The 25,898-nt window shown below is 68.1% G+C and carries 21 protein-coding genes and 1 pseudogene; 13 read left to right on the forward strand and 9 right to left on the reverse strand.

Translation table 11 applies throughout. From position 1 onward, the window contains the following. Window positions 1-19 precede the first annotated feature (19 nt). The 3 genes from DR_RS02970 to DR_RS02980 are packed head-to-tail and all read left to right on the forward strand — an operon-like array spanning window position 20 to window position 5,350. On the forward strand, window positions 20-1,291 hold the full coding sequence (locus DR_RS02970; protein WP_010887217.1) for a SpoIID/LytB domain-containing protein: 1,272 nt from the start codon (window positions 20-22) through the stop codon (window positions 1,289-1,291). Then, on the forward strand, window positions 1,288-4,203 hold the full coding sequence (locus tag DR_RS02975; RefSeq protein WP_010887218.1) for a hypothetical protein: 2,916 nt from the start codon (window positions 1,288-1,290) through the stop codon (window positions 4,201-4,203). The genes DR_RS02970 and DR_RS02975 overlap by 4 nt, the downstream gene beginning before the upstream one ends. Window positions 4,204-4,237: 34 nt before the next feature. Beyond that, window positions 4,238-5,350: a hypothetical protein gene (locus DR_RS02980; RefSeq protein ID WP_010887219.1), complete on the forward strand. Its 1,113-nt coding sequence runs from the start codon at window positions 4,238-4,240 to the stop codon at window positions 5,348-5,350. Window positions 5,351-5,543: 193 nt separating this feature from the next. On the opposite strand, the gene secA is transcribed toward DR_RS02980, so the two are convergent. Continuing rightward, window positions 5,544-8,150, reverse strand: a complete 2,607-nt coding sequence (gene secA, locus DR_RS02985; RefSeq protein ID WP_010887220.1) for a preprotein translocase subunit SecA — start codon at window positions 8,148-8,150, stop codon at window positions 5,544-5,546. 222 nt (window positions 8,151-8,372) lie between these two features. Here secA and DR_RS02990 point away from each other — a divergent pair, with 222 nt between their 5' ends. Together DR_RS02990 and DR_RS02995 are read left to right on the forward strand one after the other, a co-directional pair. After that, the gene (locus DR_RS02990) at window positions 8,373-9,140 is read left to right on the forward strand and encodes an RNA methyltransferase (protein ID WP_010887221.1); all 768 of its coding nucleotides are present in this window, start codon (window positions 8,373-8,375) and stop codon (window positions 9,138-9,140) included. Window positions 9,141-9,217: 77 nt separating this feature from the next. Next, window positions 9,218-10,966 (forward strand): GAF domain-containing sensor histidine kinase, encoded by a 1,749-nt coding sequence (locus tag DR_RS02995; protein ID WP_227085995.1) that lies wholly within the window; start codon window positions 9,218-9,220, stop codon window positions 10,964-10,966. A 61-nt stretch (window positions 10,967-11,027) separates the two neighbouring features. On the opposite strand, the gene DR_RS03000 is transcribed toward DR_RS02995, so the two are convergent. Both DR_RS03000 and coaBC read right to left on the reverse strand, forming a co-directional pair. Continuing rightward, window positions 11,028-11,465 carry a hypothetical protein gene (locus tag DR_RS03000; protein WP_010887223.1) on the reverse strand — a complete coding sequence of 146 codons (438 nt, stop codon included), beginning with the start codon at window positions 11,463-11,465 and terminating at the stop codon, window positions 11,028-11,030. 61 nt (window positions 11,466-11,526) lie between these two features. Then, window positions 11,527-12,795 (reverse strand): bifunctional phosphopantothenoylcysteine decarboxylase/phosphopantothenate--cysteine ligase CoaBC, encoded by a 1,269-nt coding sequence (coaBC, locus tag DR_RS03005; RefSeq protein ID WP_010887224.1) that lies wholly within the window; start codon window positions 12,793-12,795, stop codon window positions 11,527-11,529. Window positions 12,796-12,873: 78 nt separating this feature from the next. Between coaBC and DR_RS03010 the strand changes: the two are divergent. Beyond that, window positions 12,874-13,763 (forward strand): annotated as a pseudogene (locus DR_RS03010) (acyltransferase). A 12-nt stretch (window positions 13,764-13,775) separates the two neighbouring features. Here the strand turns inward: DR_RS03010 and DR_RS03015 are convergent. Next, a complete protein-coding gene (locus tag DR_RS03015) occupies window positions 13,776-14,273 on the reverse strand; it encodes a hypothetical protein (RefSeq protein WP_010887226.1) in 498 nt (165 codons plus the stop codon). 128 nt (window positions 14,274-14,401) lie between these two features. Between DR_RS03015 and DR_RS03020 the strand changes: the two genes are divergently transcribed. Next, complete coding sequence (locus DR_RS03020; RefSeq protein WP_051618767.1) at window positions 14,402-15,016, forward strand: DinB family protein; 615 nt, start codon at window positions 14,402-14,404, stop codon at window positions 15,014-15,016. 62 nt (window positions 15,017-15,078) lie between these two features. On the opposite strand, the gene ftsH is transcribed toward DR_RS03020, so the two are convergent. Further along, window positions 15,079-16,935: an ATP-dependent zinc metalloprotease FtsH gene (gene ftsH, locus DR_RS03025; protein ID WP_010887228.1), complete on the reverse strand. Its 1,857-nt coding sequence runs from the start codon at window positions 16,933-16,935 to the stop codon at window positions 15,079-15,081. A gap of 305 nt (window positions 16,936-17,240) precedes the next feature. After that, a complete protein-coding gene (gene purU, locus DR_RS03030; RefSeq protein WP_010887229.1) occupies window positions 17,241-18,137 on the reverse strand; it encodes a formyltetrahydrofolate deformylase in 897 nt (298 codons plus the stop codon). 90 nt (window positions 18,138-18,227) lie between these two features. Here purU and DR_RS03035 point away from each other — a divergent pair, with 90 nt between their 5' ends. Genes DR_RS03035 through DR_RS03050 form a run of 4 tightly spaced genes read left to right on the forward strand, consistent with a single transcriptional unit; the run spans window position 18,228 to window position 22,880 of the window. Beyond that, a complete protein-coding gene (locus DR_RS03035) occupies window positions 18,228-19,343 on the forward strand; it encodes an aminopeptidase (RefSeq protein WP_027479523.1) in 1,116 nt (371 codons plus the stop codon). 47 nt (window positions 19,344-19,390) lie between these two features. Continuing rightward, a complete protein-coding gene (gene clpS, locus DR_RS03040) occupies window positions 19,391-19,732 on the forward strand; it encodes an ATP-dependent Clp protease adapter ClpS (protein WP_027479522.1) in 342 nt (113 codons plus the stop codon). After that, entirely contained in the window at window positions 19,729-20,649 is a 921-nt protein-coding gene (locus DR_RS03045; protein ID WP_010887232.1) for a restriction endonuclease, read from the forward strand. Before clpS ends, DR_RS03045 begins: the two co-directional genes overlap by 4 nt. Window positions 20,650-20,654: 5 nt before the next feature. Next, entirely contained in the window at window positions 20,655-22,880 is a 2,226-nt protein-coding gene (locus DR_RS03050; protein ID WP_010887233.1) for an AAA family ATPase, read from the forward strand. A gap of 138 nt (window positions 22,881-23,018) precedes the next feature. Here the strand turns inward: DR_RS03050 and DR_RS03055 are convergent, their stop codons facing one another. Then, window positions 23,019-23,417, reverse strand: a complete 399-nt coding sequence (locus DR_RS03055) for a hypothetical protein (RefSeq protein WP_027479521.1) — start codon at window positions 23,415-23,417, stop codon at window positions 23,019-23,021. Between the two features lie 136 nt (window positions 23,418-23,553). On the opposite strand from DR_RS03055, the gene yidD reads away from it, so the two are divergent. Beyond that, on the forward strand, window positions 23,554-23,859 hold the full coding sequence (gene yidD, locus DR_RS03060; RefSeq protein ID WP_010887235.1) for a membrane protein insertion efficiency factor YidD: 306 nt from the start codon (window positions 23,554-23,556) through the stop codon (window positions 23,857-23,859). Window positions 23,860-23,865: 6 nt separating this feature from the next. Here the strand turns inward: yidD and DR_RS03065 are convergent, their stop codons facing one another. Together DR_RS03065 and DR_RS03070 are read right to left on the reverse strand one after the other, a co-directional pair. After that, window positions 23,866-24,699 (reverse strand): hypothetical protein, encoded by an 834-nt coding sequence (locus DR_RS03065; RefSeq protein ID WP_027479520.1) that lies wholly within the window; start codon window positions 24,697-24,699, stop codon window positions 23,866-23,868. After that, window positions 24,696-25,100 (reverse strand): hypothetical protein, encoded by a 405-nt coding sequence (locus tag DR_RS03070; protein WP_027479519.1) that lies wholly within the window; start codon window positions 25,098-25,100, stop codon window positions 24,696-24,698. The genes DR_RS03065 and DR_RS03070 overlap by 4 nt, the downstream gene beginning before the upstream one ends. A 57-nt stretch (window positions 25,101-25,157) precedes the next feature. On the opposite strand from DR_RS03070, the gene DR_RS03075 reads away from it, so the two are divergent. After that, window positions 25,158-25,865, forward strand: coding sequence for an alpha/beta fold hydrolase (locus tag DR_RS03075; RefSeq protein WP_010887238.1), 708 nt, complete (start codon window positions 25,158-25,160; stop codon window positions 25,863-25,865). Window positions 25,866-25,898: the final 33 nt, after the last annotated feature.

The following is a 25,898-nucleotide window of genomic DNA, read 5'->3' on the forward strand; positions in this document are numbered from 1 at the left end:
CTCCCTATACTCGCGAACGATGCGGAAACGAGTGCGGCGGCGGTGGGCGGCAAGTCTGGGGAGCCGGGCCCTAACAATTGGGGCCCTGGCGGGATGGGCGCTGACCGGGTGGAGCGGCCCGGCTCAGGCGCTCGACGTGCGGGTGCTGATCACCAGCGGCCCAGCGGTCACGGTGGCGGTGCTGCCCGTGGACCCGGCGGTGGCTGCTGCCCCGGCGTCCTCTGCACTGTCGCCCGCGCCGCTGGCTCCGGCGGCCTCGGTCCCGCTGCGCCAGAGCTGGCAGGTGGGCGTGGCTGGGGGCAACCTTACCCTCGACGGGCGCGGCACCGGCAGCCCGGCCCTCTACCTGCCGCCCGCGCCCGGCAGCCGGGTGGAGCTCGGCGGGCAGACCTACCGGGGCGGCGTGCTGCTGCGGGTCCAGAACCAGGGCGTGCAGGCCATCAACGTGGTGGACATCGAAGATTACCTGCGCGGCGTCGTCGCCTCCGAGATGCCCGCGAGCTGGCCTGCCGCCGCGCTGGCTGCCCAGGCGGTCATTGCCCGCACCTACGTGGCGGCGCGCATCAACCCTGCCAAGCCCTACGACACCTGCGCCACCGAGCAGTGTCAGGTCTACCGGGGCGTGCGCGGCGAGCAGCCCGCCACCGACGCCGCCGTCGCCAAGACCGCTGGTCAGGTCCTCGCCTACGGAGGCCAACCCGCCCAGACGTATTTTTCCAGCGACTCGGGCGGCTACGTGGCGTCGAGCGACGAGGTCTGGAACACTCCGCTGCCCTACCTCGTCGCGCAGCCCGACCCTTACTCAGTGTCGGCGGGCGGGCCGGGCGCGAAGTGGAGTGCCGAAGTGCCGCTCGCCCGCGTGGGGCAGCTTGCCGCCGGATACGGCGTGCGGGTGGGAACACTGAGCGCGGTGGAAGTCACCCGCAAGAGCGCTTCCGGGCGCGCGCAGCAGCTCACCTTCCGGGGAACGGGGGGCAGCCGCACGCTCGAAGGCGCCGAGGCGGGCGGCTTTTTGCGCTCGCTGGGGGCCAAAAGCAGCCGCGTGAGCCTTTCGCGCCGGGGCACGGCACTGCAAGTGACCGGCGCGGGCAACGGGCACGGCGTGGGCCTCTCACAGTACGGTGCCCTCGGCATGGCGCGGGCAGGCTACGATCATCTGCGTATGTTGGGCTTCTACTATCCGGGCACGACCCTGGACCTGCTCGCCGGGCCGCCCGGAGCGGTGGGTCAGGTGGACCGGCACTCACTCCCTGCTCTCGCCCTTGCTCCCGCTGGTGAGGGGCAGCCGTGAAGGTCTGGTCACCCCGGCGCCGCAGCCAGCTCAAGCACGGCGAACAAAAGCAGCGCCGCTCGCGGGGCCTGACGCGGCTTCTGCTCGCCGCCGGCTTTGCCTTCAGCACCCTGGGCGGACTCGCCGAGGCCCGCACCGTCAAGATCGTGACCGCCCAGACGCTCGAACTGCGGAATGTGGACGGGCAGGAACTCGTCATCATCGCCAGCCCCGACGCGGCGGGCGTCGAGTTGCAGGTGGACGACGACCAGGTGCGCGCCCGGCGCGTCGAGTTCAACCGCACCCGGCGCACCCTGACCCTCATCGGCGCGGCGAGCTACCGCACCGCCAAAGACGGGCAGACGCTGAGCGGCGACAACCTCGTGGTCAACCTCGGCGACGAGTCGCTGACCGGCCAGGACGTGCTCATCAGTGACCGCGAGCTCGAAATTCGCGGCCAGGAAGTCGAGCGGGTGCCGGGGCAACTGCGCGCCAAGAACGGCTATTTCACGCCCTGCGCCAAGTGCGGGCGCACGACCAACGACTACGCCTTCCGCGCCGAGCGGCTGGTGGTGTATCCCGGTGACCGCCTGATTGCCTACCGCGCCCAACTCCTGCTCGCCGAGGTGCCGGTGCTGTACCTGCCGGTGGTCGTGCTGCCGCTCAACGACGAGGCGCGGCAGCCCAAGGTGCAGGTGGGCCGCGACGCGCTCGACGGGCTGACGGTGGAGGCCGACCTCCCCTTCGCCGTGGGCAGCAGCGTGCTGGGCACCGGCCTGGTGCGCTACTACCAGAACCGCGCTCCCAGCCTGGGCGGCGGGGTGGACCTGCGGGCCTACGCGCCCTTTGCCGCCGTGGACCGCGCCGACCTGTACCTGCTGCTGCTGCCCAAGCCGCTCGACGCCCAGGGCAACGTGCGCGGCGAAGGCGGCTACGACACCGACCTCAACTTCAGCGTGCGCGGGCGCGTGCCGCTCAGCGAGGCCACCCGCGACCTCGACTACGCCTTCACCATGCAGCGGCGCGACATCGGGCGCAGTGAGACGGACCCCGAGCGCGGCGTGACCCGCAGCGAACTCAAGGCCAGCGTGGAGTATCCCCTCTACCGCGCCGAACTCAACGTGCTGGGGCGCAGCGGCCCGGAGCCCGAAACCGCCATCACCCAGCCTTACCGCAAGAAAGAAGTCGTGCTCGACCCCAAGCCCTTTTCGGTGGGCGGCCTCAGCGCCGACTTCAAGGTGACGGCGGGCGAGTACAGCGCGGCGAGCAACCCCTTTTCGCCGAGCGCCGTGCGGGAGGGAGTGAACATCACGACCACCCGGCTCGAAGAAGCCCAGGAACTGCGCTACTCGCGGCCCCTGTGGACCGGGGCGACTTTCGAGTTCTCGAACTCGTTCGTCGGGCGCTACTACGGCACCGGGGCGCGCACGGTGCAGCTCTCGCTCGCCGGGCAGCTCACCCAGCGCTGGGGCGTGCAAAGCCGCCAGAGCCTGAGCCTGCGCCAGGAATACCTTCGCTACGAGGGCACCAGCCCCTTCGCCTTCGACGCCGTGTCGGGCCGCCGCCTCAACGCGCCGCTGAGCCTCAACCTCAACCTCGTGCCGGTGCCGGACACCACCTTCACGGTGGGCTATGTCCGCGACCCCTTCCTCAAGACCGACACCCAGCAGCCCGCCCGCTTCGGCGTGACGGTCAACCGCCGCCCGGTGAACCTGACGGCGGCCCTCGCCTACAACATCGGCACCGGCGAACTCGACAACTTCACCTACGCCGTCACTCTGGGCGACCCCGAATCGGGCAAGTTGCGTCTGGTGCCCGCCGTGCCCGCGCGGCCCGCCACGCCGACCACCCCGGCGCAGCCCGCCGTACCCGCCCACTACACCCGCAGCAGTGCTTGGCCCGCGCCGCGCCTGACGTTGGGCCTCAGCGGGGGCTACAGCCGGGTGACCAGCATCGGCACGCCGGGCAAGGACGCCCCGAGCGGCCTGCAACCCTTCACCGTGCGCGCTACCGTCGCGGGCGACGACCGCTCCAGCAATTTCAGCGTGGCGGCCACCTTCAACCCCGACCTCGACCCGCAGCTCAGCAGCGTGAACACCGAGTACACCCTGGCGCGCGGCTTCGACACGGTGCTCAGCCCGCTGACCGTTTCGGGCCGCGAGACACTGGGCGTGCAGTACCCGCGCCTGACCGGCAACCACACCGTGACGTGGCGCGACTACACCTTCACCCAGGCGCACGACCTCAACCTCGACCAATCGGAAACGGCGCGTGAGAGCGGCACCGTCACCTTCAGCGTGGGCAACCGCGCCGGGCGGGCGACCAACTGGCAGCTCGCTTACGGGGGCGCCTACGACCTGCGCCGCGGCGGCTTTACCCGGCCCGCGCTGACCGGCACGCTGACCACCAGCCGTCCGGGGCAGCGCCTGAACACCTCGCTGAGCTACAACCTGCCGGGCCTTGACCAGCCGTACTCCGAACTCGGGCGCGCCACCCTCGACGGCGAGTGGCAAAGTGGGCGCTTTTCGGTGTCGGGCTACGCCAGCTACTCGCGGGTCCGCACGGGCAACCTCACAGACGGTAATACGGCCAACGACAAGGCGACCGACACCTACACCTTCGAGCCTTTGCGGGTGGGCGTGGCGCTGGGCAAGGCCGAGCAGCCGAGCGTGTACCTGACCGCCGCGCTGCGCCAGCGCCTGATTTACGTGGACGGCGAGCGGCAGGGCGACGACCCGCTTGCCCCGGTGCTGGGCTTTACCCTCGACCGCTGCTGCTGGGCGATGCAGGGCGAGTGGGACGTGGTGAAGGGCCGCTACCGCCTGACGGTGGGCCTGCCGGGGCAGTTCTACCCGCTGCTCGAAGGCGGGCCCGACGGCACCCGCGTGCCGCTGATTCCCTCGCTCTCGCGCCCGACCACCCCATCGCGCTGATTTACTCTGCTTCGCTATTCCCAGGAGGGTTGCTATGACTTCTACTTCCACTGCCCCGCGCCGCGCCCGCCCGCTGACCGCCGCCCTGCTCGCCGCCGCCTGCCTGGGCACTCTGACCGGCTGCACCGGCACCGAGGAACGCGCCCCTAACCTGCGCCTCGCCGTGCTGACGGACGGGGGACAGACCCTGAGCTACGTGGACACGGCGCCGCCCGAGAGTGCCAACACCACCACGCCCGCCGCGCCGACGCTGGTGGAAGCCGGCAAGGTGGAAGAAGGCCGTGACCTGCACACCGCCGACGGGGGCCGCGCGCTGCTGCTCACCCGCCGCGCCGGGGCCGAGCGGCGCACGGCCGCGCTGACGCCCGGTACGGCCTTTGCCACACTCCCTTTTCCCACCTGCCTGACCCGCTCGGCGGTGGACGCGGCGCGCACCCGGCTGCTCGTCCTGAGCGAGTGCCCCAACGACGTGCAGCGGCTGGCGCTTTACCGGCTCGACGGCACGGTGGTCTGGACGGCGGCGCTCGGCACGGCGGTGCCGCCGCTGAGCACGCCCGACGCGCCGCCCGTCAATCTCGCCGTGGTGGGCGACGTGGCGGTGGTCAGCCGCCCGGCCCTCGGCGGCGGCAGCGAAGTCGTGCGGGCCGCGCCGCGCAACGTGGGCGACCCGGTGGCGGTGGCCTCGTTGCCCGAGCGGACCATTGCCGTGCGTGACCTGGCGGCCTCGGTGGGTGGCACCATCTACGCGGCCACCGACAGCGGCGTGTATCCGCTGCTCGACACCGGCCTGCCCGACCTGACCCGCCGGGTGGCGGCCTTCGGCGAGGGGCGACTCGACCGGCTGTGGAGTGAGCCGCTGGGCACCCGCACGCTGCTGTTCGGCTGGCACGACCCGGCGCTGTCGAGCGGCGACGCCTACCTGCGCGTCTGGGACGGCGTGGCGACGACCACCACGACCCAGAGCGTCAGCTACGTCACCGACCTGCGCGACCTGACGGTGGCGCCCGACGGCAACCTCTACGTGCTCTCGCGCACGGCGCTGACCCGCTTTGACGCCGTGCTCGGCGTGCAGAACAACAACTGGCAGTCGCGCACGCTGCTGAGCACCTTGAACGACGCCCGCGCGTTGACCTGGCTGGTGCCGTAACCAGAAAAGGCCCCCCTCACCCCTGCCTTCGGCAGGCCCTCTCTGCGGTGCAGCTCTTCGAGTCCCACCAGGGTAGAGGGTCAAAAATGCAAAACATTCTTATGTCGAATGCTCTAACCAGAACGGGGAGAGGGTGGAAAGCGGAGGAACAACTCCCCCGACTCTCCACCCTCTCCCCGCGCCCTGTCGCTGCTCAGGCTCCGCCGAACTGCATCCGGAAAATGAACTTGGTCACGTCCGCCTTGAGGGCGTCGATCATCTCGTTGAACATGTTCGTCGCCTCGAACTTGTACTCGGTAAACGGGTCGCGCTGGCCGTAACCGCGCAGGCCGATGCCCTGCCGCAGCACGTCCATGCCGTGCAGGTGCTCTTTCCAGTGCTGGTCCACCACTTGCAGCAGCACGTAGCGCGCGAGGCTGTTCATCATGGTGGGGCTCAGCTCTTCCTTGCGGGCGTCGAAGGCGTCGGCCACCGCCGAGAGCAGGCGGTCCTGGGCCTCGGCGGGCGAGTTGACGCGCAGCGACTCGAAGTCGAAGGTTTCGAGCGCCGGCACCGCTTCGACCATGGCGCTCCGCAGTTGCTCGATGTCCCACTGCTCGTGGCTGACCTCAATGGGCGCGTAGGCCGCGAGCTGGCTGTCCACGAAGTCGCCGATCATGCCCTCGGTGGTTTCCTCGATGTCCTCGTCCGGCCCGAGCAGCACTTCGCGGCGCTGGGCGTAGATTTCGTCGCGCTGCTTGCTCATCACGTTGTCGAATTCGAGCAGTTGCTTGCGAATCCCAAAGTTGCGGTCTTCCACGCGGGCCTGCGCCTTTTCGATGGCGCCGGTCACCATCTTGGCTTCGATGGGCTGCGAGTCGTCCATGCCGAGACGGTCCATCATGCCGACCACACGGTCGTTGGCGAACAGGCGCATCAGGTCGTCCTCGAAGCTGACATAAAAGCGGCTGCTGCCGGGGTCGCCCTGACGCCCGGCGCGCCCGCGCAACTGGTTGTCGATGCGGCGCGACTCGTGACGCTCGGTGCCCACGATGTGCAGCCCGCCGAGGTCGCGCACCCGCTGGCGGTCTTCCACGGTGGCGCGGTGCAGCTCCTGCGCCTGCCGGATAAAGTCCAGCGTGATACCGGGAATCTGCATCCCGAGCTGCTCGGCGGCGGGGTCCTCACGGCTGATGGCCTTGATGAACGCCTCGACTTCGGGCGCGTAGCGGCTCACGCCGAGCTGCTGCTCGATGCTCTCGCCGATGATGTATTCGTCGTTGCCGCCGAGCATGATGTCGGTGCCGCGCCCCGCCATGTTGGTGGCGATGGTGACGGTGCCGCTTCTGCCTGCCTGCGCGATGATGCTCGCTTCCTGCGCCTCGAACTTGGCGTTCAGGACCGCGTGCTGCACCCCGGCCTGCTGAAGCAGACTGCTGAGCTGCTCGCTCGTTTCGATGCTCGCCGTGCCGATCAGGATGGGCCGCCCAGTGGCGTGCATCTCCTGCACTTCGCCCACCACGGCGGCGTACTTGCCCATGCGGGTGCGGTAGATCAGGTCGTCGCTGTCCACACGAATGACCGGCTTGTTGGTGGGAATGACGAGCACGTCACTGCCGTAGATGTCGAGGAATTCCTTTTCCTCGGTCTTGGCGGTGCCGGTCATCCCGGCGAACTTGTCGTACAGGCGGAAGAAGTTCTGGTAGGTGATGGTGGCGAGCGTCTGGTTCTCGTTCTCGATCTTGACGCCTTCTTTGGCCTCAATCGCCTGGTGCAGCCCTTCGCCGTAGCGGCGGCCCGGCATGGAGCGCCCGGTGAACTCGTCCACGATGACCACTTCGCCCTCCGCGTTGACGATGTAGTCCTTTTCGCGGTGGTAAAGCTCGCGGGCGCGGATCGCCTGGGTGATCATGTGCGCCTTGTCCATGTTCTCGGGGCTGTAGAGGTCTTTGAGCGACAGCAGCCGCTCGATCTTGGTGATGCCCTGCTCGGTCAGGTGCACCGCCTTGCTCTTTTCCTCGATGGTGTAGTCGCCGGTCGGCTCGGTGCGCACGCCGGGTTCGGCGGGTTCACCTTTTTGCAGGCGGCGAATGAGCTTGGCGAACACGTAGTACAGGTCGGTCGCTTTTTCGGCGGCCCCCGAGATGATCAGCGGGGTGCGGGCCTCGTCGATCAGGATCGAGTCCACCTCGTCCACGATGGCGTAGTGCAGCGGCGTGTCGGCGCGCAGCACCAGCGCTTCTTTCGACTGCGCCATGTTGTCGCGCAGGTAATCGAAGCCGAGTTCGGAGTTGGTGACGTAGGTGATGTCGCAGGCGTAAGCGGCCTGCTTTTCGGCGGGCGAGAGTTCGCGGTTGGCGAGCCCCACCGTCAGCCCGAGCGTGCGGTAGAGCAGGCCCATTTCTTCCATGCCCACGCGGGCGAGGTAGTCGTTGACCGTGACGAGGTGGCAGCCTTTGCCTTCCAGCGCGTTGAAGGCGAGCGCCAGCGTCGCCACCAGCGTTTTGCCTTCGCCGGTGCGCATTTCGGCGATGCGGCCCTGGTGCAGCGCGGCCCCGCCGATGAGCTGGGTGTCGTAGTGGCGTTTGCCGATGGAGCGGCGCCCCGCCTCGCGGATCAGGGCAAAAGCGGGCACGATCAAGCTGTCGAGGGACTCGCCCCCGTCCTGCACGCGGCGGCGCAGGTCCATAAAGGCTTCGGCGAGGTTCTCAACGCGCATCGTCTCTTCTTCAAGCGCATTGACCGGTTTCACCACCGTTTGGATGATGCGTTCGACATCGCGTTTGTTATTGTCGAACACTTTGTTCAGGACACGAAACATGACCTCATAAGTATAGCCCGCCCGCATGACATCCGTCTGAACGATTTCAGTCGGGCCGGCGCAAGGGGCTTGAGTGGGGGAGGCTCAAGGAGCAGGGATGTTGCTGGGGGCCAGTTTCGCTGCGCTGGTGGGTGATGGAAGGGGTGTGGGAGCGTCAGGCCGGGAAAATGACCTCCCTTCGACTACCAACCATCAACCGGCCCTTGCGCTACGCTCGCCGCCATGTCCTCCGCCGCCCCATCCCCCACGGCTCAGTCTCTCGCTGTCGTGCTCGTCTCGCCCAAAACGCCCGGCAACATCGGCGCCGCCGCCCGCGCCATGCTCAACATGGGGGCGAGTGACCTGCGAATCGTCGCGCCGCGCTGCGATTACCTCGACTCGCAGGCGGTGGCGATGGCGGTGCACGCGGGGGATTTGCTGCGCTCGGCCAAGATTTATCCCACACTGCGCGAGGCGCTGGCTGACCGCGACCTGAGCGTGGGCACTTCCGCCCGTATCCGCGCCGACCTGCCTGCGCCCCGGCACCCCGCGCAGGTCAGGGGGCTGGTGCGCGAGGCGGCGGCCCCCGCGCTGGTCTTCGGCCCCGAGGAAACCGGCCTCATCAACTCCGACCTGGAGCAGTGTCAGGTCACGGTCCGCATTCCGACCGGCGACTATGCCAGCCTCAACCTCGCCCAGGCCGTCCTGCTCGTGTGTTACGAGTTCCTGCAAGGCCAGGACGACGTGCCCGAACACAGCCGTCAGACGGCGACCCGCGAGGACATGGAAGCGATGTACGGCCACCTGCAAGACACCATGCACCTCATCGGCTACACCGACGCGGTGCGCGGGCGCCACACGATGCGGCTGTGGCGCGCGATGCTCGACCGCGCCCTGATGTCGAGCGCCGAAAGCCGCATGTTTCGCGGCCTGCTGCGGCAGGTGAAGTGGAAGGTGGAACAGGGCAGCGGGAAGGCGAGCACCGAGATCAGGATAGAGAGCGAAGAGTAAAGCCGCCTGAGCGCGGCAGCCCCAATCCAAATCCAGAGCAGAATGCCTCCCCCATGCCCCGGCCTATGCTGGGGGTGATGAGTCCGACTTCCGCTGTCACGCCGCCGCCTGCCGTTCCCCCGTCGCCCGCGCAGACGCTGCGCGACGTGCGGCTGTCGGACCGGGTGCGGCTGGTACGCAACGTGCTGCCGCCGCTGATCGTGCTGGTGGTGATTGTCGTTGAACTGCTGATCACGCAGCTTCCCAACCGGCACGCCGAGCTGGTGGCGCACCTGCTGTTTTACGGGCTGGTCGGGCCCGCCGTGACCTTTTTCAGCGTGGAATGGATTGCCCAGGGCACCCGTGCCCGCGAGCGCGCCGAGCGTGAGCTGCGCGAGCTGTACATCGAACTCAGCACATCGAACGGGCAGCTCCGGGCCGTGCAGGAACTGATGCGCGACCTCGCCGACGCCCCCGACCTCGCGGCGGTGGTGGAGGTGGCGGTGCGGGGGGCGGTGCGCGTGACCGGCGCCACCCACGCGACCCTCAGCGTGCCCGGCGGCCTGAGCGCGACGGCGCGGGGCGACACGCTGCTCTCCGGCCCCAGCGCCGACCTGCACCCGTTGCGCCGACCCATTCCCGGCGGCGGCGCCATGACGCTGCATTTTCAGGGCCCGCCCACACCGCACACGGTGGCGCTTGTCGAGGCCCTCGCCGGGGAAATCGCCAACGGGGTGGAGGCCGCCCGGCAGCGCACTCTTGACCTGATGACGCTGTTCAACGTGGACCAGTCCATCCGCGCCGAGCGCAACATGCGCCGCCTGCTCTCGCGCGTCACCCGCAACATGGCCGAGCGCCTGGGGGCCGATGCCCGCGCCGCTTACCTCTTCGACCAGGACGGCGTGCTGCGGCTGGAGTACGCCCAGGACTTCGCGGGCCGCGAGGAGGTGGGCGGCAGCCCCGCGCCCGCCTTCGCGCTGCGGGTGGCGCAGGAGGGTACGCCGCTGCAAGCCGAGGGCGAGGAAGCCGCCGGGGTCTTTTCCCACGCGGCGAGCGTGCTCGGCCTCCCCATGCGCGACGACCAGGGGCCGGTGGGCGTGCTGGTGCTCGGCGACGCCCGCGCCGACGCCTTCGAGGGGGCCCGAGTGCCGCTGCTCGCTTTCATGGCGGGGCAGGCGACCCTCGCCGTGCGCAACGCCCGCGCTTACCTGTACTCCGAGGAACTCGCCATCAGCGACGAACGCGCCCGCATTGCCCGCGAGATTCACGATGGGGTGGCGCAGTCGCTCGCCTTCGCCGCCATCAAGCTCGACCTGGTGGGCCGCAAACTCAGGAGCGACCCTGATAAATCCGAGGCCGACGTGAAAGAAGCCTCCGCCCTGCTGCGCGAGCAGATTCGGGAAGTGCGGCGCTCTATTTTTGCGCTGCGCCCGGTGGACCTCGAACGCTACGGCCTGCTCGAAACGGTGCGGCGCTACGTGGCCGACTTCGGCGAGCAAAACGGCGTGCGGACCAACCTCGACTTGACCGGCGACATTCACCTTTCGCCCGGCGACGAAGCGGTGGTGTTCCGCATCCTGCAAGAGAGCCTCAACAACGTCGCCAAGCACGCCCGCGCCCGCGAGGTCACGGTGTCGCTGCATGGCGGCGCGAACCGCGTGACCTTGCGCGTGCAAGACGACGGTCAGGGCTTCGACCCCGACGCGGTGAGTGGCCGCGTGAGCAGCGCCGGGGGCCTGGGCCTGATGCAGATGCAGGAGCGCCTTGAGGCGCGCGGCGGCAGCTACCGCATCCTCTCGGCGCCGGGGCATGGAACGGTGGTGGAAGCGCAGTTGCCGCAGTTATGAGAAAGGCGACGTGACTCCATCAACGGCGCCACCCAGCGAACTGACCTGAAGGCAGATAAGGTCAGGGGTTTTCGCAGGCGACCCGGAGGACGTTGGGGTCAATGGCTTTGGCAAGAGCACGGTTGGTGCTGACACGGGCGCCGCCAGACGACCGAAGGGCCTTGACGATTCCTGGGGTAGGCCGGTAGCTAAAAGAGGTGAACATCTTCAGCAGCGAAGCGTCAGCACCCAGCAGGTACGGGGCGCTGGAGCTGTAGTCATTGAACGCGCTTAGGCTGCCGTAGTCGCTTCCATATTGGCTGTAGGTGTTGAACATGCTGGTGGCGCTGTAGGCGTTACCGTACTTCCCGTAGTCGTTGGCGATGCTGGTGGCGCTGTACTTGCCGTCACATGTGCCTAGGAAGGTGCCATCAGAGGCCACGATCAGGGCGCCGCGCAGTGAGCCAGCAGAAGCGGTGGCAGTGACCAGCAGGAGGGCCAGACAGAGCAGACGTTTCATACTTCTGAGTTACCACACCTGTGGCGGTCTTGCCTGATGCTCTGTGCAGTCCCCTGCGACCTCAGCGCCGTTCCCGTATTTGCCGCGCTTCGTCCAGCAGCCGCCGCGCCACCTCGCGCTTGCTGATGCGCGGCCAGTCGGCGTGCGTACCATCGGCGCGGACCAGAGTGACCTGATTGTCGTCGCCACCGAACGCGGTGCCCTCGCGGGTGGGGTAGTTGAGCAGGATAAAATCGGCGTTCTTGCGCTGCGCTTTCAGGGCGGCCCGCTCGACTCCGGCGTGCGTCTCCATCGCAAAGCCGACCAGCACCCGGCCCGGATGCGCGGCCTGCTCGGCGCCGAGTCCGGCCAGAATGTCGGGGTTGGGCGTGAGGTGAATGGTCACGTCGCCCGGCGTCTTGGCCTCCTTCTCGCTCTTAGGCGCGGCGGCGCGGTAATCGGCGATGGCGGCGGTCATCACCACCATGTCGGCGTCTCCGGCAGCTTCCATGATGGCCGCCTGCATCTCCAGCGCCGTCTCGATGCGGACGGTCTGCACGCCGCTCAGGTCCGGCAGGTTCACCGGTCCCGTCACCAGCACGACCTCGGCGCCACGCGTGCGGGCTTCCTCGGCCACCGCGAAGCCCATCTTGCCGCTGCTGGGGTTGGAGATGAAGCGCACCGGGTCCAGATACTCGCGCGTCGGCCCGGCGGAGACGACGACCTTCAACCCGGCGAGGTCTTGCGGCGCGGCCTCCGCTTCTGCGTCTTGTTCATTCAGCAAGGCCAGCGCCCGCGCCGCGATGGCTTCGGGTTCGGCCATTCGCCCCGTGCCCGACCCCTCGCCCGGCGTGCCGAAAGCGCCCGTCTCCGGCCCGAGAAACAGGTGGCCCCAGCCGCGCAGCCGCTCGGCGTTGGCTTGCACGGCGGGGTGCAGCCACATCCGCTCGTTCATGGCGGGCACCCACAGCACTTGCCCTTCGGCGCTCAGCAGCGTGGCGGTGGCCAGCGTGTCCGCGTGCCCGTGAGCGGCGGCGGCGAGCAGTTCGGCGGAGGCGCCCAGCACCACCGTCACTCGGGCGCGGGCGAGCGACAGGTGCTGCGCTATGGGCTGCGGCGCGAACCACGTCTCGTCGGTGGCAACCTCGCAGTTGCCGGCGGTGGCGAGGCTCAGCGGCGTGATGAACGCGAGCGCCGCGCGGGTGGCGATAACGGCGGTGCTCGCGCCTCCCTCGCGCAGCCGGCGCAGGGCCGTGGGCGCTTTGACGGCGGCCATGCTGCCCCCCACGATGACGAGACAGTCAGGAACGCCAGCAAGGTCAGGGGCGCGCAGGGTGGGCGTGCGGTTCATGGCCCGATGATGGCAGAGGCGCGGGCCACTCTCGACAAGTCCCCCTTTCTGGTGCGCTTTAAGAGTTAAAGTATCCCCATGACCTGGCTGGTGCCCATCTCCATCGCTTCCGACGCGCAGGCCGTGTTTGATCAGTTTCTGGCCGAGCTCGAGCGGCGGCTGGCCGACCCGCAGACCGACCGTACGCCCTGGCCCGCGAGGTGCTCGCGCAGGTGATGTACGGGCGCGACTACGCCGAGGTGCTCGCGCAGATGCCGCTTGCGGCGCTGAATCTCGACGCCCACAACGTCACCTTCGAGGCCGAGTACTACATGGCGACCGACCAGGAAAAGTTTGCCCGCGTCAAGCCGCTGCTGTGGTTGTGGAAAAACCTCGACCTGACGCCCTTCGGCCAGAACCCGGTGACGGGAATTCCGCTGCGGCGCGTGCTGGCGGGCCACATCTTCAAGCGGGTGGGCCGCAATTTCAAATGCTGGCAGAACGTCGAATTCTCGGTGGGCTACAACATGGAAGTCGGCGACGACGTGGTGGTGCACCGTCACGTGCTGCTCGACGACATCGGCGGCATCGAACTGCACGACGGCGCTTCGGTGAGCGACTATGTCAACATCTACAGCCACACCCACTCGGTGCTCGACGGCCCCGACGTGACGCTGCGCAAAACCGTGATTGGCCGGGGCGCCCGCATCACCTACCACTCCACCGTGCTCGCGGGCAGCGTGGTGAGCGACGACGCGCTGCTGGCGACCCACGCCCTGCTGCGCAGCGACATTCCGCCGCACGGCATCGCGATGGGCATTCCGGCCAAAGTCACCCGCTTCAAGCAGCGTCCGCCGCAGGACGGCTACGGCGTGGACGCTGCCCTCTGGAAGCGCACGCCCGACCGCAAGGCGAACCCCGAATTCCCCGACCCCACGCCCAACCAGACCCGCAAACCAGACGAACTGCTGGTGGCGGGCGAGGGCTGAGCGCCGGGGCCGTTATTTCTTCGGATTGCGCTGGGCGTAATCGTCTTTGAACATCTTGAAGAGGTCGCTGAGGACCGTATCGAACACCTTTTGTGCGTCCTGAGCGGAGTAGATGCCCTTTTGCGCCCGCCAGGTCCGGCCCTCCCACAGGGTCGGCAACGCCACGTCCTGATCGTTGTCGAGGGTCAGGTTGCTCAGCAGTTCCAGGCGGGCCACCACGATGCCGGGGGCGCCCTTGTTGTCCATTTCGTAGGTGAGGGACACGACGCGGTCACAGCGGTCGGCGGCGTCGAACTCGGAGGCTTTGATGCCCAGGCCGCTCAGCATGGCGCTCATGCGCGTCTCGGCGCTCTTGTTCAGCGTCTTGGACTCTTTGCCGTCCACCACGGCGTAGCCGTCGTAGCAGAGTTTGGCGCCGTCGTTGAGGACGACAAGATTGTTTCCCGGCGTGCTGGCAGCGGCGAGGGACAGCAGGCTCATGAAGGCGAGGGGCAGCGCAAACTTTTTCATGGGTTCCTCCGGTGCGGCCCAGGATACCGTCTTTTCGTCGGCTCCCGGCCGGTGACGCGGTGAAGTCGGACCGAGCGTTCAGAAGACGTTCACGCCTTGTGCCCGGAGCGGCACCTACAATCCCAGGCATGACGAACCGTAAATCTTCGGGTGTGGGCACGGCTGTCCTCGTCACCGTGGCGACGGTCGGCGCGGCGGCGGGGGCGGCCCTGCTCGCGCGGCGGCGCAAGGGTGACATCAAGGAGTTCGTGGTCGCCAACGTGCTGGAAAAACCCGCCGGGCGCTCCAGCTTCACCGACCTCGGCCAGAACCTCGAGCGCGGCGGCACCTTTCTGACCGGGCGGGCCGAGCGCGCCGCCGACACCCCGGAAAACCGTGAAGTGCTCGCCCACATCATCGGCATCGAGCGCTGGGGCCAGAGCCGCATTCAGGTCGCCCTCGGCCAGCGCGAGTTCGTGCGCGACGAGTACCGCGGCTACCGCCCCGAGGGAGGTGCCACGCTGGGGCAACTGCGTAGCCTGCTCTCGCAAACCCGCGCCCGCACGGTGGACCTCGCCCGGCAACTGCACTTCAACCCGCCCGACGACGACTTCGTGGTCGAGCACAACGGCCTGGGGCCACTGACCGCCAAAGGCTGGCTGCGTTACCTCAACCAGCACGCCGACCTCGAAAGCCGCAAGCTGCGCGGCGCCGGGGGCACGGCAGTCCACGAGGAAGAGACGCAGCAGGCGCCAGCTTCCTGAGCGAGAGGGCGCCTCAAAAAGGGGAGGGAACCGGTTGTGGCTCCCTCCCCACCCGTTATCGCTCAGGCCCCTTCCGGCCGCAGCGTGCCCTCGGGCGGCGGCGCTCCCTCGGGACGGACGGCGGCAGGCAACTCGGGCAGGGTGCCGCCGTTCAATACCGTTTGCAATTCGTCGCCGCTGAGGCTTTCGCGGGCGACCAGTTCGTCGGTCAGGCGGTGCAGGACGTGGACATGCTCGCTGAGCAGGGCGTGGGCGCGGGCGTACTGGGTATTGAGGATGTCGGCCACGGCGGTGTCGATCTGCTCGGCGGTGTGGTCGCTGTAGTTCGTCGGCTGCGGCCCGAAGCCGAGGTAATTGCCGTTGTCCTGCGCCAGGGCGAGCTGCCCGACCTCGCTCATGCCCCACTCGGTGACCATGCGCCGCGCGAGGCCGGTCGCCTGCTGAAAGTCGTTCTGAGCGCCGGTCGTGACCTCGCCGTAGATGACCTCTTCCGCCGCGTGCCCGGAGAGCGCCACGCAAATGCGGTCGAGCAGCGCCGTGCGGGTGTGGTGCATCCGGTCTTCAGGCGTGTAGAGCGCCGAGCCGAGGCTGCGGCCCCGAGGTACGATGGTCAGCTTGTGCGCCTTGTCGGAGTGGGGGAGCAACTGGGCGACCAGCGCGTGCCCGACCTCGTGGTAGGCGGTGACTTTGCGGTCTGCTTCACGCACGACCATGCTGCGGCGCTCCGGCCCCATCAGCACGCGGTCCCGCGCTTCATCTACATCGCGCCCGGTGATGCGGTTCCTGCCTTCTCTTGCTGCCAGCAATGCCGCTTCATTGAGCAGGTTTTCGAGGTCGGCCCCCACCATCCCCGCTGTCCGACGGGCAATCACGCCGAGGTCCACCGACACGTCGAGTGGTTTCTTGCGCGAGTGAATCCGCAGAATCTGTTCCCGGCCCCGCACGTCCGGCGCGTCCACGACCACCTGACGGTCAAATCGTCCGGGCCTGAGCAATGCGGCATCCAGCACATCGGGCCGGTTGGTCGCCGCGAGGATAATCACATCCTGCCCACTCCCGAAACCGTCCATCTCGACGAGCAACTGGTTCAAAGTCTGTTCCCGTTCGTCGTTGCCCCCTTGAATGTTCATGCCACGCTTGCGGCCTACGGCGTCAATCTCGTCAATGAAGACAATGCAGGGGGAAGCTTTGCGGGCCTGCTCAAAGAGGTCACGGACACGTGCGGCACCGACCCCGACGAACATTTCCACGAAGTCCGAGCCAGAGATGGAGAAGTAAGGGACTTTGGCTTCGCCTGCGACCGCTTTCGCCAGCAAGGTTTTCCCCGACCCAGGAGGCCCGACGAGCAGCACGCCACGCGGAATCCGGGCGCCGAGCTGGTGGTATTTCTCGGGCTGGCGGAGGAACTCCACGACTTCTTGCAGGTCTTGCTTGGCCTCATCGCAGCCCGCCACATCAGCAAAGGTGAGCTTGATCTGCCCCTCGCTGATAATCGCCGCCTTCGACTTGCCGAAGCTGCTCGCCGCGTCGTTGTTGCCCCCATTGCGGCTGCGGACGAGCAGCGCGATCAGTCCGCCGATGAGCGCCAGCGTGAGCAGCACACTCAGGGCGCCGAGCACGCTGATGCGCGGCGGAGGCAGGTAGGTGACGGTGACGCCGCGCCCCTCCAGCGTGCCGAGTTTCAACACCGGGTCAGCGGGCAGCGTGCGGGCGCGGTAGGGAAGGCCACTCGTGAGGCGCCCGGTGACGAGCGCGGTGCCGTTCTGAAAGGAAATGTCGGCGGTTTTGACCTGCTGCGTCCGCACCGCCTGGGTAAAGTCGTTGACGTTCAGTTCGCTCTGGCTGCGGGGCGACCCCGACAGCACCAGCACCAGCAGCCCGCCGGTCAGGGCCAGCAGCGCCCAGCCCCACCATTTCATCGCCCGCTCTCCGCCCCGTAGGTCATGCCTCCAGTCTACGGCGGCGCCCGGAAACGCAGTGCAGTCAGAGCAGCAAATGGCAGGCGCCTGCGCTCAGGGGCGTCCCCCGCCCCCTCCCTCCGGTCGGATTTCATCCTGCTTTCAGCGGGGTTCAATCGCAAGCCGTCTCATACGGTTTTAATCCGATTCCCGAATATCCGGAAGAGGCGCCGGATGCTCGTCCATCTCCTTAGAACCGTATTTTTTTCCATGCGCTCCGCGCAAAATTGCGCCCGGAGATGTCCGGGACTCAATTTGAAACCGTCTCAGAACACCACCGTCTTGTTTCCGTACACCAGCACCCGGTCTTCCACGTGCGCTTTGACGGCGCGGGCGAGCACCTGCCGCTCCACGTCGCGGCCCATCCGCATCAGGGTGTCGGGGGTTTCGCGGTGGGTGACCGGAATCACGTCCTGGGCGATAATCGGCCCGGCGTCGAGTTCCTCGGTCACGTAGTGGCTGGTCGCGCCGATGAGTTTCACGCCCCGGTTGAACGCGGCGCGGTAGGGGTTGGCGCCGATGAACGCGGGCAGGAATGAGTGGTGGATGTTGATGACCGGGCGCCCGAAGCCGCGCAGAAAGTCGCTGCTCAGAATCTGCATGTAGCGGGCGAGCACCGCGAAGTCGGCCCCCGCCTCGTGCATCAGCCGAACCTGCTCGGCCTCGGCCTCGGCCTTGTTGGCCTTCGTCACGGGAATGACGTGAAAGGGAATGCCGAACATCTCCGCGTCGCGGCGCAGGTCCTCGTGGTTGGACAGAATCAGCGGAATCTCCACGTTCAGTTCGCCCCGGCGCCGGCGCCACAGCAGGTCGAGAAAACAGTGGTCGTAGCGGCTGACGAGCACCGCCATCTTCTTGGGCTGCGAGGCGAGGTTCAGCCGCCAGTCCATGCCCAGGGGCCGCGCCACCACCTGCTCAAAGGCGCGCTCGAACGCCTCGCGGGTCAGGTCGAGGCCGCCCAGGAAAAACTCCATTCGCATGAAAAACTGCCCGCCCGCCGGGTCGGTGCTGTGCTGGTCGCTGTGGATGATGTTGGCGCCGTGGTTGTGCAGAAACTGCGACACGGCGGCCACGATGCCCGGCTGGTCGGCGCAGGAAATGGTGAGGGTCGCGGTCTGCGAGAGGTCGGGCAACTCCGGAAGCGCGGCGTCGGGCGTCGTCATCCGGCCAGGATACCGGAGCGGCCCCCCGGCACCGGGCGGTGCGGGGCGAGAGGGACGCCGGACATGGCCTCATGCCGTACCCTCAGCCTCATGACCTCCACTTCCATGGCTTCGCTGCTCGCCTACGACCCCGAACGCCACGCCGAACTGCTCGCGCACTACTGCCTCTCCGCTCAGCCCGGCGAGCGGCTGCTGGTGGGCGCGAGCACCGCCGCCGCGCCCCTGGTGGCCGCCACCAGCCGCGCCCTGCTGCGGGCCGGAGCGCGTCCCGCCGTGCGCCTGAGCTATCCGGGGCAGGACGAGGACTTCGCGGCGCTGGCCGCCGACGCCGTACTCGACGAGGTGCCGCAGGGCGAACTCGACGACATGCGCGGCATGGACGGCTCGCTGCGCATCCTGACGCCGGAAGCGGCCCAGCCCGCCGACGCGGCCCGCGCGGCCCGGCTGCTTGCCTCGCGCGCCGAACTCGCCGCCCTGCGCTCGCAGAAAAAGTGGAGCCTGACCCTCTACCCGACCCCGCACGCCGCCGCGCAAGCGGGCATGACGCTCGCCGAGTTCGAGGATTTCGTCATGCGGGCGATGTTTCTGGACCGCCCCGACCCGGTGGCCGCCTGGGGCGAGGTGCGCGAGTTGCAGGCCCGGCTCATCGAGCGCCTGTCGCGCGCCGACGTGGTCCGCATCGAGGCGCCCGGCACCGACCTGACGCTGCGGGTGGGGGGGCGCATTTGGTCGAACAGCGACGGCAAACGCAACATGCCGAGCGGCGAGGTCTTCACCGGCCCGCTCGAAGACAGCGCCGAGGGCGTCGTTACCTTCACCGTGCCCGCCTCCTACCAGGGACAGACGGTGCGCGGCGCCCGGCTGGTCTTCCGTGCCGGGCAGGTGGTGGAAGCGAGCGCCGAGGAAGGCGAGGCGGTGCTGCACGCTGCCCTGGACACCGACCCCGGCGCCCGGCGACTCGGCGAGCTCGGCATCGGCACCAATTTCGGCATTCAGCGCGGCATCGGCAACATTCTCTTCGACGAGAAAATCGGCGGCACGGTCCACCTCGCCATCGGCAAGAGCTACCCCGAAACCGGCGGCCTGAACCGCAGCGCCGTGCACTGGGACCTCATCACCGATCTGCGGGCCGCGTCTGGGGCTGGGGGCGGGCGGCTGCTGCTCGACGGCGAGGTGTGGCAAGAAGGGGGGCGCTTCCTGTCCTGAAGTCGGCTGCACCTTTGGGCGGGGGTGCGCGGCCTATCCTCGGAGCCATGACCCGCCCGACCATCCCACCCGGCCCGCCCGGCGCCGAGGGCCGCACCCAGACGCTGGAACGCACCGAGACCAAAAAACCGAGGCTGTGGCGCGTGCTGCTGCTCAACGACGACTACACCCCGATGGACTACGTGGTGCAAGTCCTTGAGCAGTTTTTCCGCAAGACCGAGCAGGAAGCTGAACTCATCATGCTCGCCGTTCACCACAAGGGGCAGGGTGTGGCGGGCGTGTATACCCGCGACGTGGCCGAAACGAAGGTCGCGCAGGTGACGGCCCACGCCCAGCGTGAGGGGCACCCGCTGCGGGTGGTGGCCGAGCCGGAGAGCGAAGGGGAGTGACCGTTCCCGACTTTCAGGCGTTCATGCGTCCGATGCTGGAGCAGATTTCCAGCGGTGAGCCGCAGAAAATAGCCGAGCTTTACCGGCGACTGGCCGAATTTTTTGCCCTGACGCCGCAGGACACCGAAGAACTGCTGCCGAGCGGCAAACAGGCCAAGTACCACAACCGCATTCTGTGGGCCAAGTTTCACCTGGACCGGGCGGGTGTCCTCACCACACCCAGTCGAGGCGTCGTACAAATCACGCCTCTGGGCCGCGAATTTCTGTCGCGTTATCCGGAACACATCGGGATGCGCGAGCTTCAGACCATTCCGGCTTACGCCGAGTTCACCCGCAGGAGCCGCTCACCGGCTCAGAGTCCTGCGCCCGCCGCACCGCCCCAGGCCGAATGTTCTGCCAGCGTGCCGCCTGCCGAGCAAATTGACGCTCTCTACGCCGAACTCACCGCCAACCTCGCCGAAGAATTGCTCGCGCAGGTCAAGGAGCTTTCGCCCGCGCAGTTCGAGCGGCTGGTGGTCGAGGTGCTGGTGGCGATGGGCTACGGCGGCAGCGTGCGCGACGCGGGGCAAGCACTCGGGCGCAGCGGCGACAACGGCATCGACGGCCTCATCAAGCAGGACCCGCTGGGCCTCGACCGCATCTACCTGCAAGCCAAGCGCTGGAAAAACACCGTCCACAGCCCCGAAATTCGCACCTTTTCGGGCAGCCTGACCTACCACAAGGCGACCAAGGGCGTGTTCATCACTACGTCCGGGTTCAGCGACGGGGCAAAGGCCACCGCCGGGCAAATCGGCAACATCATTTTGCTGGATGGTGAAACGCTCGCCCACCTGATGATCGAGTACGGCGTGGGCGTGCTGACCCGCGAGACCTACCAGATTCGCCGCTTAGACGCGGATTATTTCGAGGAGTTGTAAGCCTGATGCTTTCCGAACACCTGCAAGCCGCCCTGCAACGCGCCGCCGACCTCGCCCAGGCGGCGGGGCACGAGTACATCACCCAGGAGCACCTGCTGCTCGCGCTGCTGGGTGACCCCGAGGCCAAAGACGCCCTGAATGCGCTGGGAGCCGATCTAAACGCCCTGCGCGAAGCCTTGACTGAGCAACTCGCCGAACTCGACATCCTCGACGACCCCGACCCCGACTTCACCCTGGGCGTGCACCGCGTGGTGCAGGGCGCCGTGCTGCAACTGCACGCCAGCGGCAAGGGAAAGGAACAGGCCGACGGCGCGCGCGTCCTCGTCGAACTGCTGGAGGAGGACGACAGCCCCGCCCGCGCCGCGCTTGAGGCGCAGGGCGTGACCCGGCTCGACCTGCTGAACTACCTGTCGCACGGCGTGGCGAAAGCGCCGGGCCACAGCCGCGAACGCCGGGTGGCCGGGGTAGACGGCGAATTGACGGCGGAGGGCGCCCCCGCCGAGGAAAACCCGCTGGAAGCCTACGCGCAGAACCTCACCGAGGCGGCAAAAAACGGAGAGTTCGACCCGGTGATTGGCCGGGGCGCCGAACTCGAACGGGTGGTGCACATTCTGGCGCGGCGCGGCAAGAACAACCCGGTTCTGGTGGGCGAGCCGGGCGTGGGCAAAACCGCGCTGGCTGAGGGGCTGGCACAGCGGGTGGCCGATGGCAAGGCGCCCGGCTTCCTGCGGGGGGCGTCGGTGTACGCGCTCGACCTGGGGGCACTGTTGGCCGGCACGCGCTACCGGGGCGACTTCGAGGGGCGGCTCAAGGCCGTGCTGGCCGCGCTCGACGGGCAGAATTCGGTGCTGTTCATAGACGAGCTGCACACCCTGGTCGGCGCCGGGGCGACAGAGGGCGGCAGTGTGGACGCCGCGAACCTGCTCAAGCCTGCGCTGGCGCGGGGAAAATTACGGGTCATGGGCGCCACCACGCCTGCCGAACTGCGCCTGCTGGAAAAGGACCGGGCGCTGTGGCGACGTTTTCAGACGGTGGACGTGCCCGAGCCCTCCGAGGCCGACGCGGTGCAGATTTTGCAAGGCCTCGCGCCTAAGTACGCAGCCCACCACGGCGTCACCTACACTCCGCCAGCCCTGGAAGCCGCCGTGCGCCTCTCGGCCCGCTACCTGCGCGACCGCTTCCTGCCCGACAAGGCGATTGACGTGCTCGACGAGGCGGGGGCGGCCCGCAGTAGCACTGGCCAGGGCGGCGAAATAGACGTGCCCGACATCGAAAGCACGGTGGCACGCATGGCCCGCGTGCCGGTAGGCGCGGTGAAGGCCGAGGAAGTGCAGAGCCTCGCCACGCTGGAAGCCGACCTCAACCGCCGGGTTTACGGACAGGAACCCGCGGTAAGCGCAGTGTCCTCGGCGGTCAAGCTCGCCCGCGCGGGCCTGCGCAACCCGCAAAAGCCGCAGGGGTCGTTCCTGTTTGCCGGGCCGACTGGGGTGGGCAAAACTGAACTCGCCCGCGCGCTGGCCGAGCGGCTGGGCGTCGAACTTATCCGCTTCGACATGTCCGAGTACCAGGAGCCGCACACGGTGGCTCGCCTCATCGGGGCGCCTCCCGGCTACGTGGGCTTCGATCAGGGCGGACTGCTGACCGACGCGGTGGCGAAAAACCCTCACGCAGTGCTGCTGCTCGACGAAATCGAGAAGGCGCACCCCGACGTCTACAACATCTTCCTGCAACTGATGGACCACGGCACCCTGACCGACCACGCGGGCAAAAAGGTGGACGGGCGCGGCCTGATTCTGATTTTCACCACCAATGCCGGGGCCGCCGACGCCAGCCGCCCGGCGCTGGGTTTCTCGCGAGAGGGCCGTGCCGGAGAGCAGGCCGAGGCCGTCAAGCGCACCTTTACCCCCGAGTTCCGCAACCGCCTGGACGCCGTAATTTACTTCGCGCCGCTCTCGCGCACGGTGATGACCAGCGTGGTGGACAAGTTCCTGCGTGAGCTGGGCGAGCAGCTGACCGAGCGCGGCGTGACCCTGACCGTGACCCCCGCCGCCCGCGCCCGCTTGGCCGAACTGGGCTACGACCCGCTGCTGGGCGCCCGGCCCCTCGCCCGCGTCATCGAGGACAAGCTGGGCCGCCCTTTAGCCGACGAACTGCTGTTCGGGCGTCTGAAGGACGGCGGCGCGGTGAAGGTGGGCGTGCAGGGCGGGGAATTCAGCTTTGCCGTGAGCTGAGTATTTGACGGCATGAGGTTTCGTCAGGGCTGGTCTGGACGCCCCCTCACCCCTTGCTGCGCAAGGCCCTCTCTGCGATGCAGCTCTTCGAGTCCCGCAAGGGGCGAGGGTCAAAAATACGCGCTGTCTCTAAATGCTCTAAGACTGCGCCGCCAGTTGTGCGTTGACCCCCTCGGCAAAGGCGTGCAGGTCGGCCTCGCTGAAGCTTTTGAGGGCGTCCTGACCGTTCACTTTGATTTGACCAAAGCCGAAGCGGGGCGGCCCGGACACATACTCGAATTTCAGTTCGCCGTTCTCGACCCGCGCCGAGCGGACATTGCTCAGCGGCACCGCCGCGTGGTAGTTCAGCGCCCGCTCGCCCAGGTGCAGCGCGCCGCCCACCAAGCGGGCCAGCCAGCCGCCGCCCAGTTGCGCCCGCGCCTGCGCCATCTTCTGGGCCGCGTCGTCGTGGGTGGTCTGCGACAGGCCCATCACGATTTCGCCCGGGGTCAGGTGAAGTTCGGCCTCGCCCTGCGGGGTCGAGATGCTTTTCAGCACAGTCTGGTTGTCGATGTGCCCTCAGCATAATGAAAAAGATGGAGGGGAGATGAAGCTGCGGACGGCTAGTCTGGGTTAACGAAATGTTGGGCTGCTCTTTGACCAGAAGGGCAAGGGAGGCGGGCTACCCTGACCCATGTCTGCAACCGACCAGGGCGCCCTGCACGCCATCAAGTTTTATCAGCGCTGGATTTCGCCGCACAAAGGCTTTTGCTGCGCTTACGCGGCCCTGCACGGCGGCGAAAGCTGCTCGGCGGCAGTCGCCCGCATCATCCGCGAGGACGGCCTGCGGGCCGGTCAACCACGTATCGCAGCCCGCTTTGCCGAGTGCCGGGAGGCACATACGGCGCTGCGCTCCGGCTCGCCGCTCGCCATCGGCACCGGAGGCGTGCGGGGCGTGTGCTGCTGTGGTCCGCTGCCGATTCCCTTCCGCTGCGGCTAAGGCCCCTCAGCCCGCCGCGTAGATGGGATTCTCGAACTGAATTTCCAGTCCCAGCGCGAGGTCGGCGGCGAGTTCAGCGGGGGTGTCGCCCCAGCTTTCCAAACTGATGTCGCCGATCCCCCGCGCCCGTGCCTGCGCGCACACTCCCAGCAAGAGCGCTTGCCGCAGCGGCGTGTGCCGCAGGTCGGCCCGCACGCCGGGCGCATCTATGCGGATATAGCCTTCTTCGGCAGCGGCGCGGCAAATGCCCGCAGCACGGCCCTGAGCGTCGAGCGCAATCAGGCTCAGCGTGGAATCGTACCCCCCAGCCCCGTCCTCGGCGGCAGTGGGGGAGACGGCGTGGTGGCCGATGCGGTCCTCGTAGGTCGTCAGGGCGTCGAGCCGGATGGCAAGGTCGGGCACGTCGGCCAGCGGGCGCAGGGTGAAGCCCTCTAGCGTCGGCGGCCCCTCTTCCGGCGTCGGCCCGGCGAGCAGGCGGTAGGCGCCCACTTCCTGAAATCCAGCCTGGGCGAGAGCCTGGGCGGTAAACAGGCTGCCGTCGGCAAAGGCGTAGACCTGGCCCGCGTCCCGGTGAGCGGCCTTCGCCAGCGCGGTTTGCACGGCCTGCTCTTCCTCGGGTTCTGCCGCCAGCGCGCCGCCCATCAGTTCCAGGCCATGCGCGGGGCTGGGGCGCACTCCGGCGGCGCCGCGCACTGCGTTGTCCTCGTCCAGCACGGCCCAAGCGGCCTGAAGCGTATCGGCCAGCCAGGTCATTTCCTCTGCCGGGGCGCCGTACAGGGCGGCGAACACGGGAAGCAGGTCGGCAGGCGAGGCAGCAACGACGCGGAAGGGAGGGGTCACAGGGCCGCATTATTGCCGAAGACGATGAAGGTGGTGGCGGGGAGCCCGACCTCAAATTCCTCGGCGGCGTTCACGGCGGGCAAGCTGGGGGCAGGCAGGTCGAGCAGGTTCAGCGCCGAAGCCGCCAGCATCTTGAGCAGGCAATAGTCGGGGCCGACAGTCGTCTGCCGCGCCGCCAGTGTCTCAAAGTCCGGAGCCTGGGCCAGAAAAAGCTGACAGGCCAGCCGAAGCCGGTCAAATTCTTCCTCCATCGCCTGCCGCTGTGCGCCCTTCAGCGGCGGCAATCCCCCCACAGCCCGCCCACTGCGCCGGCAAAACTCCTGCCAGTCCTCGACACTCAGTTCGCCGCGCTGCAAGGCCTCGAAATGGCGCGTCCAGTCGTCTTTGTGAGGAATCGACATGCTCAAGCATAGCTCTGGGGAAGGCGTTTCTTGAGCCCAGGCCGTTAGCCTGTCGCCATGACAGAGTCCAGGCCCCGCACCGTCGTCTTGTTTCACGCCTACCCCCTCTCCGCCGATATGTGGCGCGAGCAGCGCGCGGCTCTGGAAGGCGCCGGGCTGACCGTCATCACGCCCAACCTGCCGGGCCTGGGCGGACGCGAGGGCACCATCGTTTCGCTGCCGCAGGCGGTGGAGGGCTTCCTGGCCGAGCTGCCGGACGGCCCGCTGAGCGTGGTCGGCCTGAGCATGGGCGGTTACCTCGCCCAGGAATTGCTGCGGCAGGCGCCGGAGCGGGTGGGGCGGCTGGTCCTCGCCGACACCTCCTGTCGCGCCGACAGCCCCGAGCAGGCCGAGAGCCGTCGCCAGCAGGCGAGCCGGGTGGTCGAGGAGGGTCGCGACTTCATCATCGCCGCCGCGCGCGAGGAGCACTCGCACTCCACCTACAAAAAGATTCTGCCGATGATGGAAAGCGCCTCCCGCGAGGGCATCGCCGCCGCGCTGGGCGCAATGGCCGCCCGCGAGGAAGGCCGTACCACCCTGCAAGCCGCGCAGGTGCCGCTGCTGGTGCTCGTGGGCCGCGAGGACACCCTGACCCCAATCGAGGTGGCGCAGGAAATCGCCGATGCGGGGCGCGGCGAACTCGTCATCCTGGACGGCGCGGCGCATCTGTCCAACCTGGACCAGCCCGAAGCCTTCAATGCCGAGCTGCTGAAGTTTCTGGCCTGACCTTCATAGGGCAAGGGACGGCCACCCCAGGAA

This window comes from Deinococcus radiodurans R1 = ATCC 13939 = DSM 20539 (assembly GCF_000008565.1).
Taxonomy (GTDB): Bacteria; Deinococcota; Deinococci; order Deinococcales; family Deinococcaceae; genus Deinococcus; species Deinococcus radiodurans.

Excerpts from the sequence above, each read along its gene's own strand:
- DR_RS02980 (WP_010887219.1), top strand. The coding sequence starts at position 4,238 with ATGACTTCTACTTCCACTGCCCCGCGCCGCGCCCGCCCGCTGACCGCC.
- DR_RS02995 (WP_227085995.1), top strand. The coding sequence starts at position 9,218 with ATGAGTCCGACTTCCGCTGTCACGCCGCCGCCTGCCGTTCCCCCGTCG.
- secA (WP_010887220.1), bottom strand. The coding sequence starts at position 8,150 with ATGTTTCGTGTCCTGAACAAAGTGTTCGACAATAACAAACGCGATGTC.
- DR_RS03050 (WP_010887233.1), top strand. The coding sequence starts at position 20,655 with ATGCTTTCCGAACACCTGCAAGCCGCCCTGCAACGCGCCGCCGACCTC.
- yidD (WP_010887235.1), top strand. The coding sequence starts at position 23,554 with ATGTCTGCAACCGACCAGGGCGCCCTGCACGCCATCAAGTTTTATCAG.
- DR_RS03020 (WP_051618767.1), top strand. The coding sequence starts at position 14,402 with ATGACGAACCGTAAATCTTCGGGTGTGGGCACGGCTGTCCTCGTCACC.
- clpS (WP_027479522.1), top strand. The coding sequence starts at position 19,391 with ATGACCCGCCCGACCATCCCACCCGGCCCGCCCGGCGCCGAGGGCCGC.
- DR_RS03075 (WP_010887238.1), top strand. The coding sequence starts at position 25,158 with ATGACAGAGTCCAGGCCCCGCACCGTCGTCTTGTTTCACGCCTACCCC.
- DR_RS02990 (WP_010887221.1), top strand. The coding sequence starts at position 8,373 with ATGTCCTCCGCCGCCCCATCCCCCACGGCTCAGTCTCTCGCTGTCGTG.
- DR_RS03015 (WP_010887226.1), bottom strand. The coding sequence starts at position 14,273 with ATGAAAAAGTTTGCGCTGCCCCTCGCCTTCATGAGCCTGCTGTCCCTC.
- DR_RS03035 (WP_027479523.1), top strand. The coding sequence starts at position 18,228 with ATGACCTCCACTTCCATGGCTTCGCTGCTCGCCTACGACCCCGAACGC.
- DR_RS03070 (WP_027479519.1), bottom strand. The coding sequence starts at position 25,100 with ATGTCGATTCCTCACAAAGACGACTGGACGCGCCATTTCGAGGCCTTG.
- DR_RS03000 (WP_010887223.1), bottom strand. The coding sequence starts at position 11,465 with ATGAAACGTCTGCTCTGTCTGGCCCTCCTGCTGGTCACTGCCACCGCT.
- coaBC (WP_010887224.1), bottom strand. The coding sequence starts at position 12,795 with ATGAACCGCACGCCCACCCTGCGCGCCCCTGACCTTGCTGGCGTTCCT.
- DR_RS02970 (WP_010887217.1), top strand. The coding sequence starts at position 20 with ATGCGGAAACGAGTGCGGCGGCGGTGGGCGGCAAGTCTGGGGAGCCGG.
- purU (WP_010887229.1), bottom strand. The coding sequence starts at position 18,137 with ATGACGACGCCCGACGCCGCGCTTCCGGAGTTGCCCGACCTCTCGCAG.
- ftsH (WP_010887228.1), bottom strand. The coding sequence starts at position 16,935 with ATGAAATGGTGGGGCTGGGCGCTGCTGGCCCTGACCGGCGGGCTGCTG.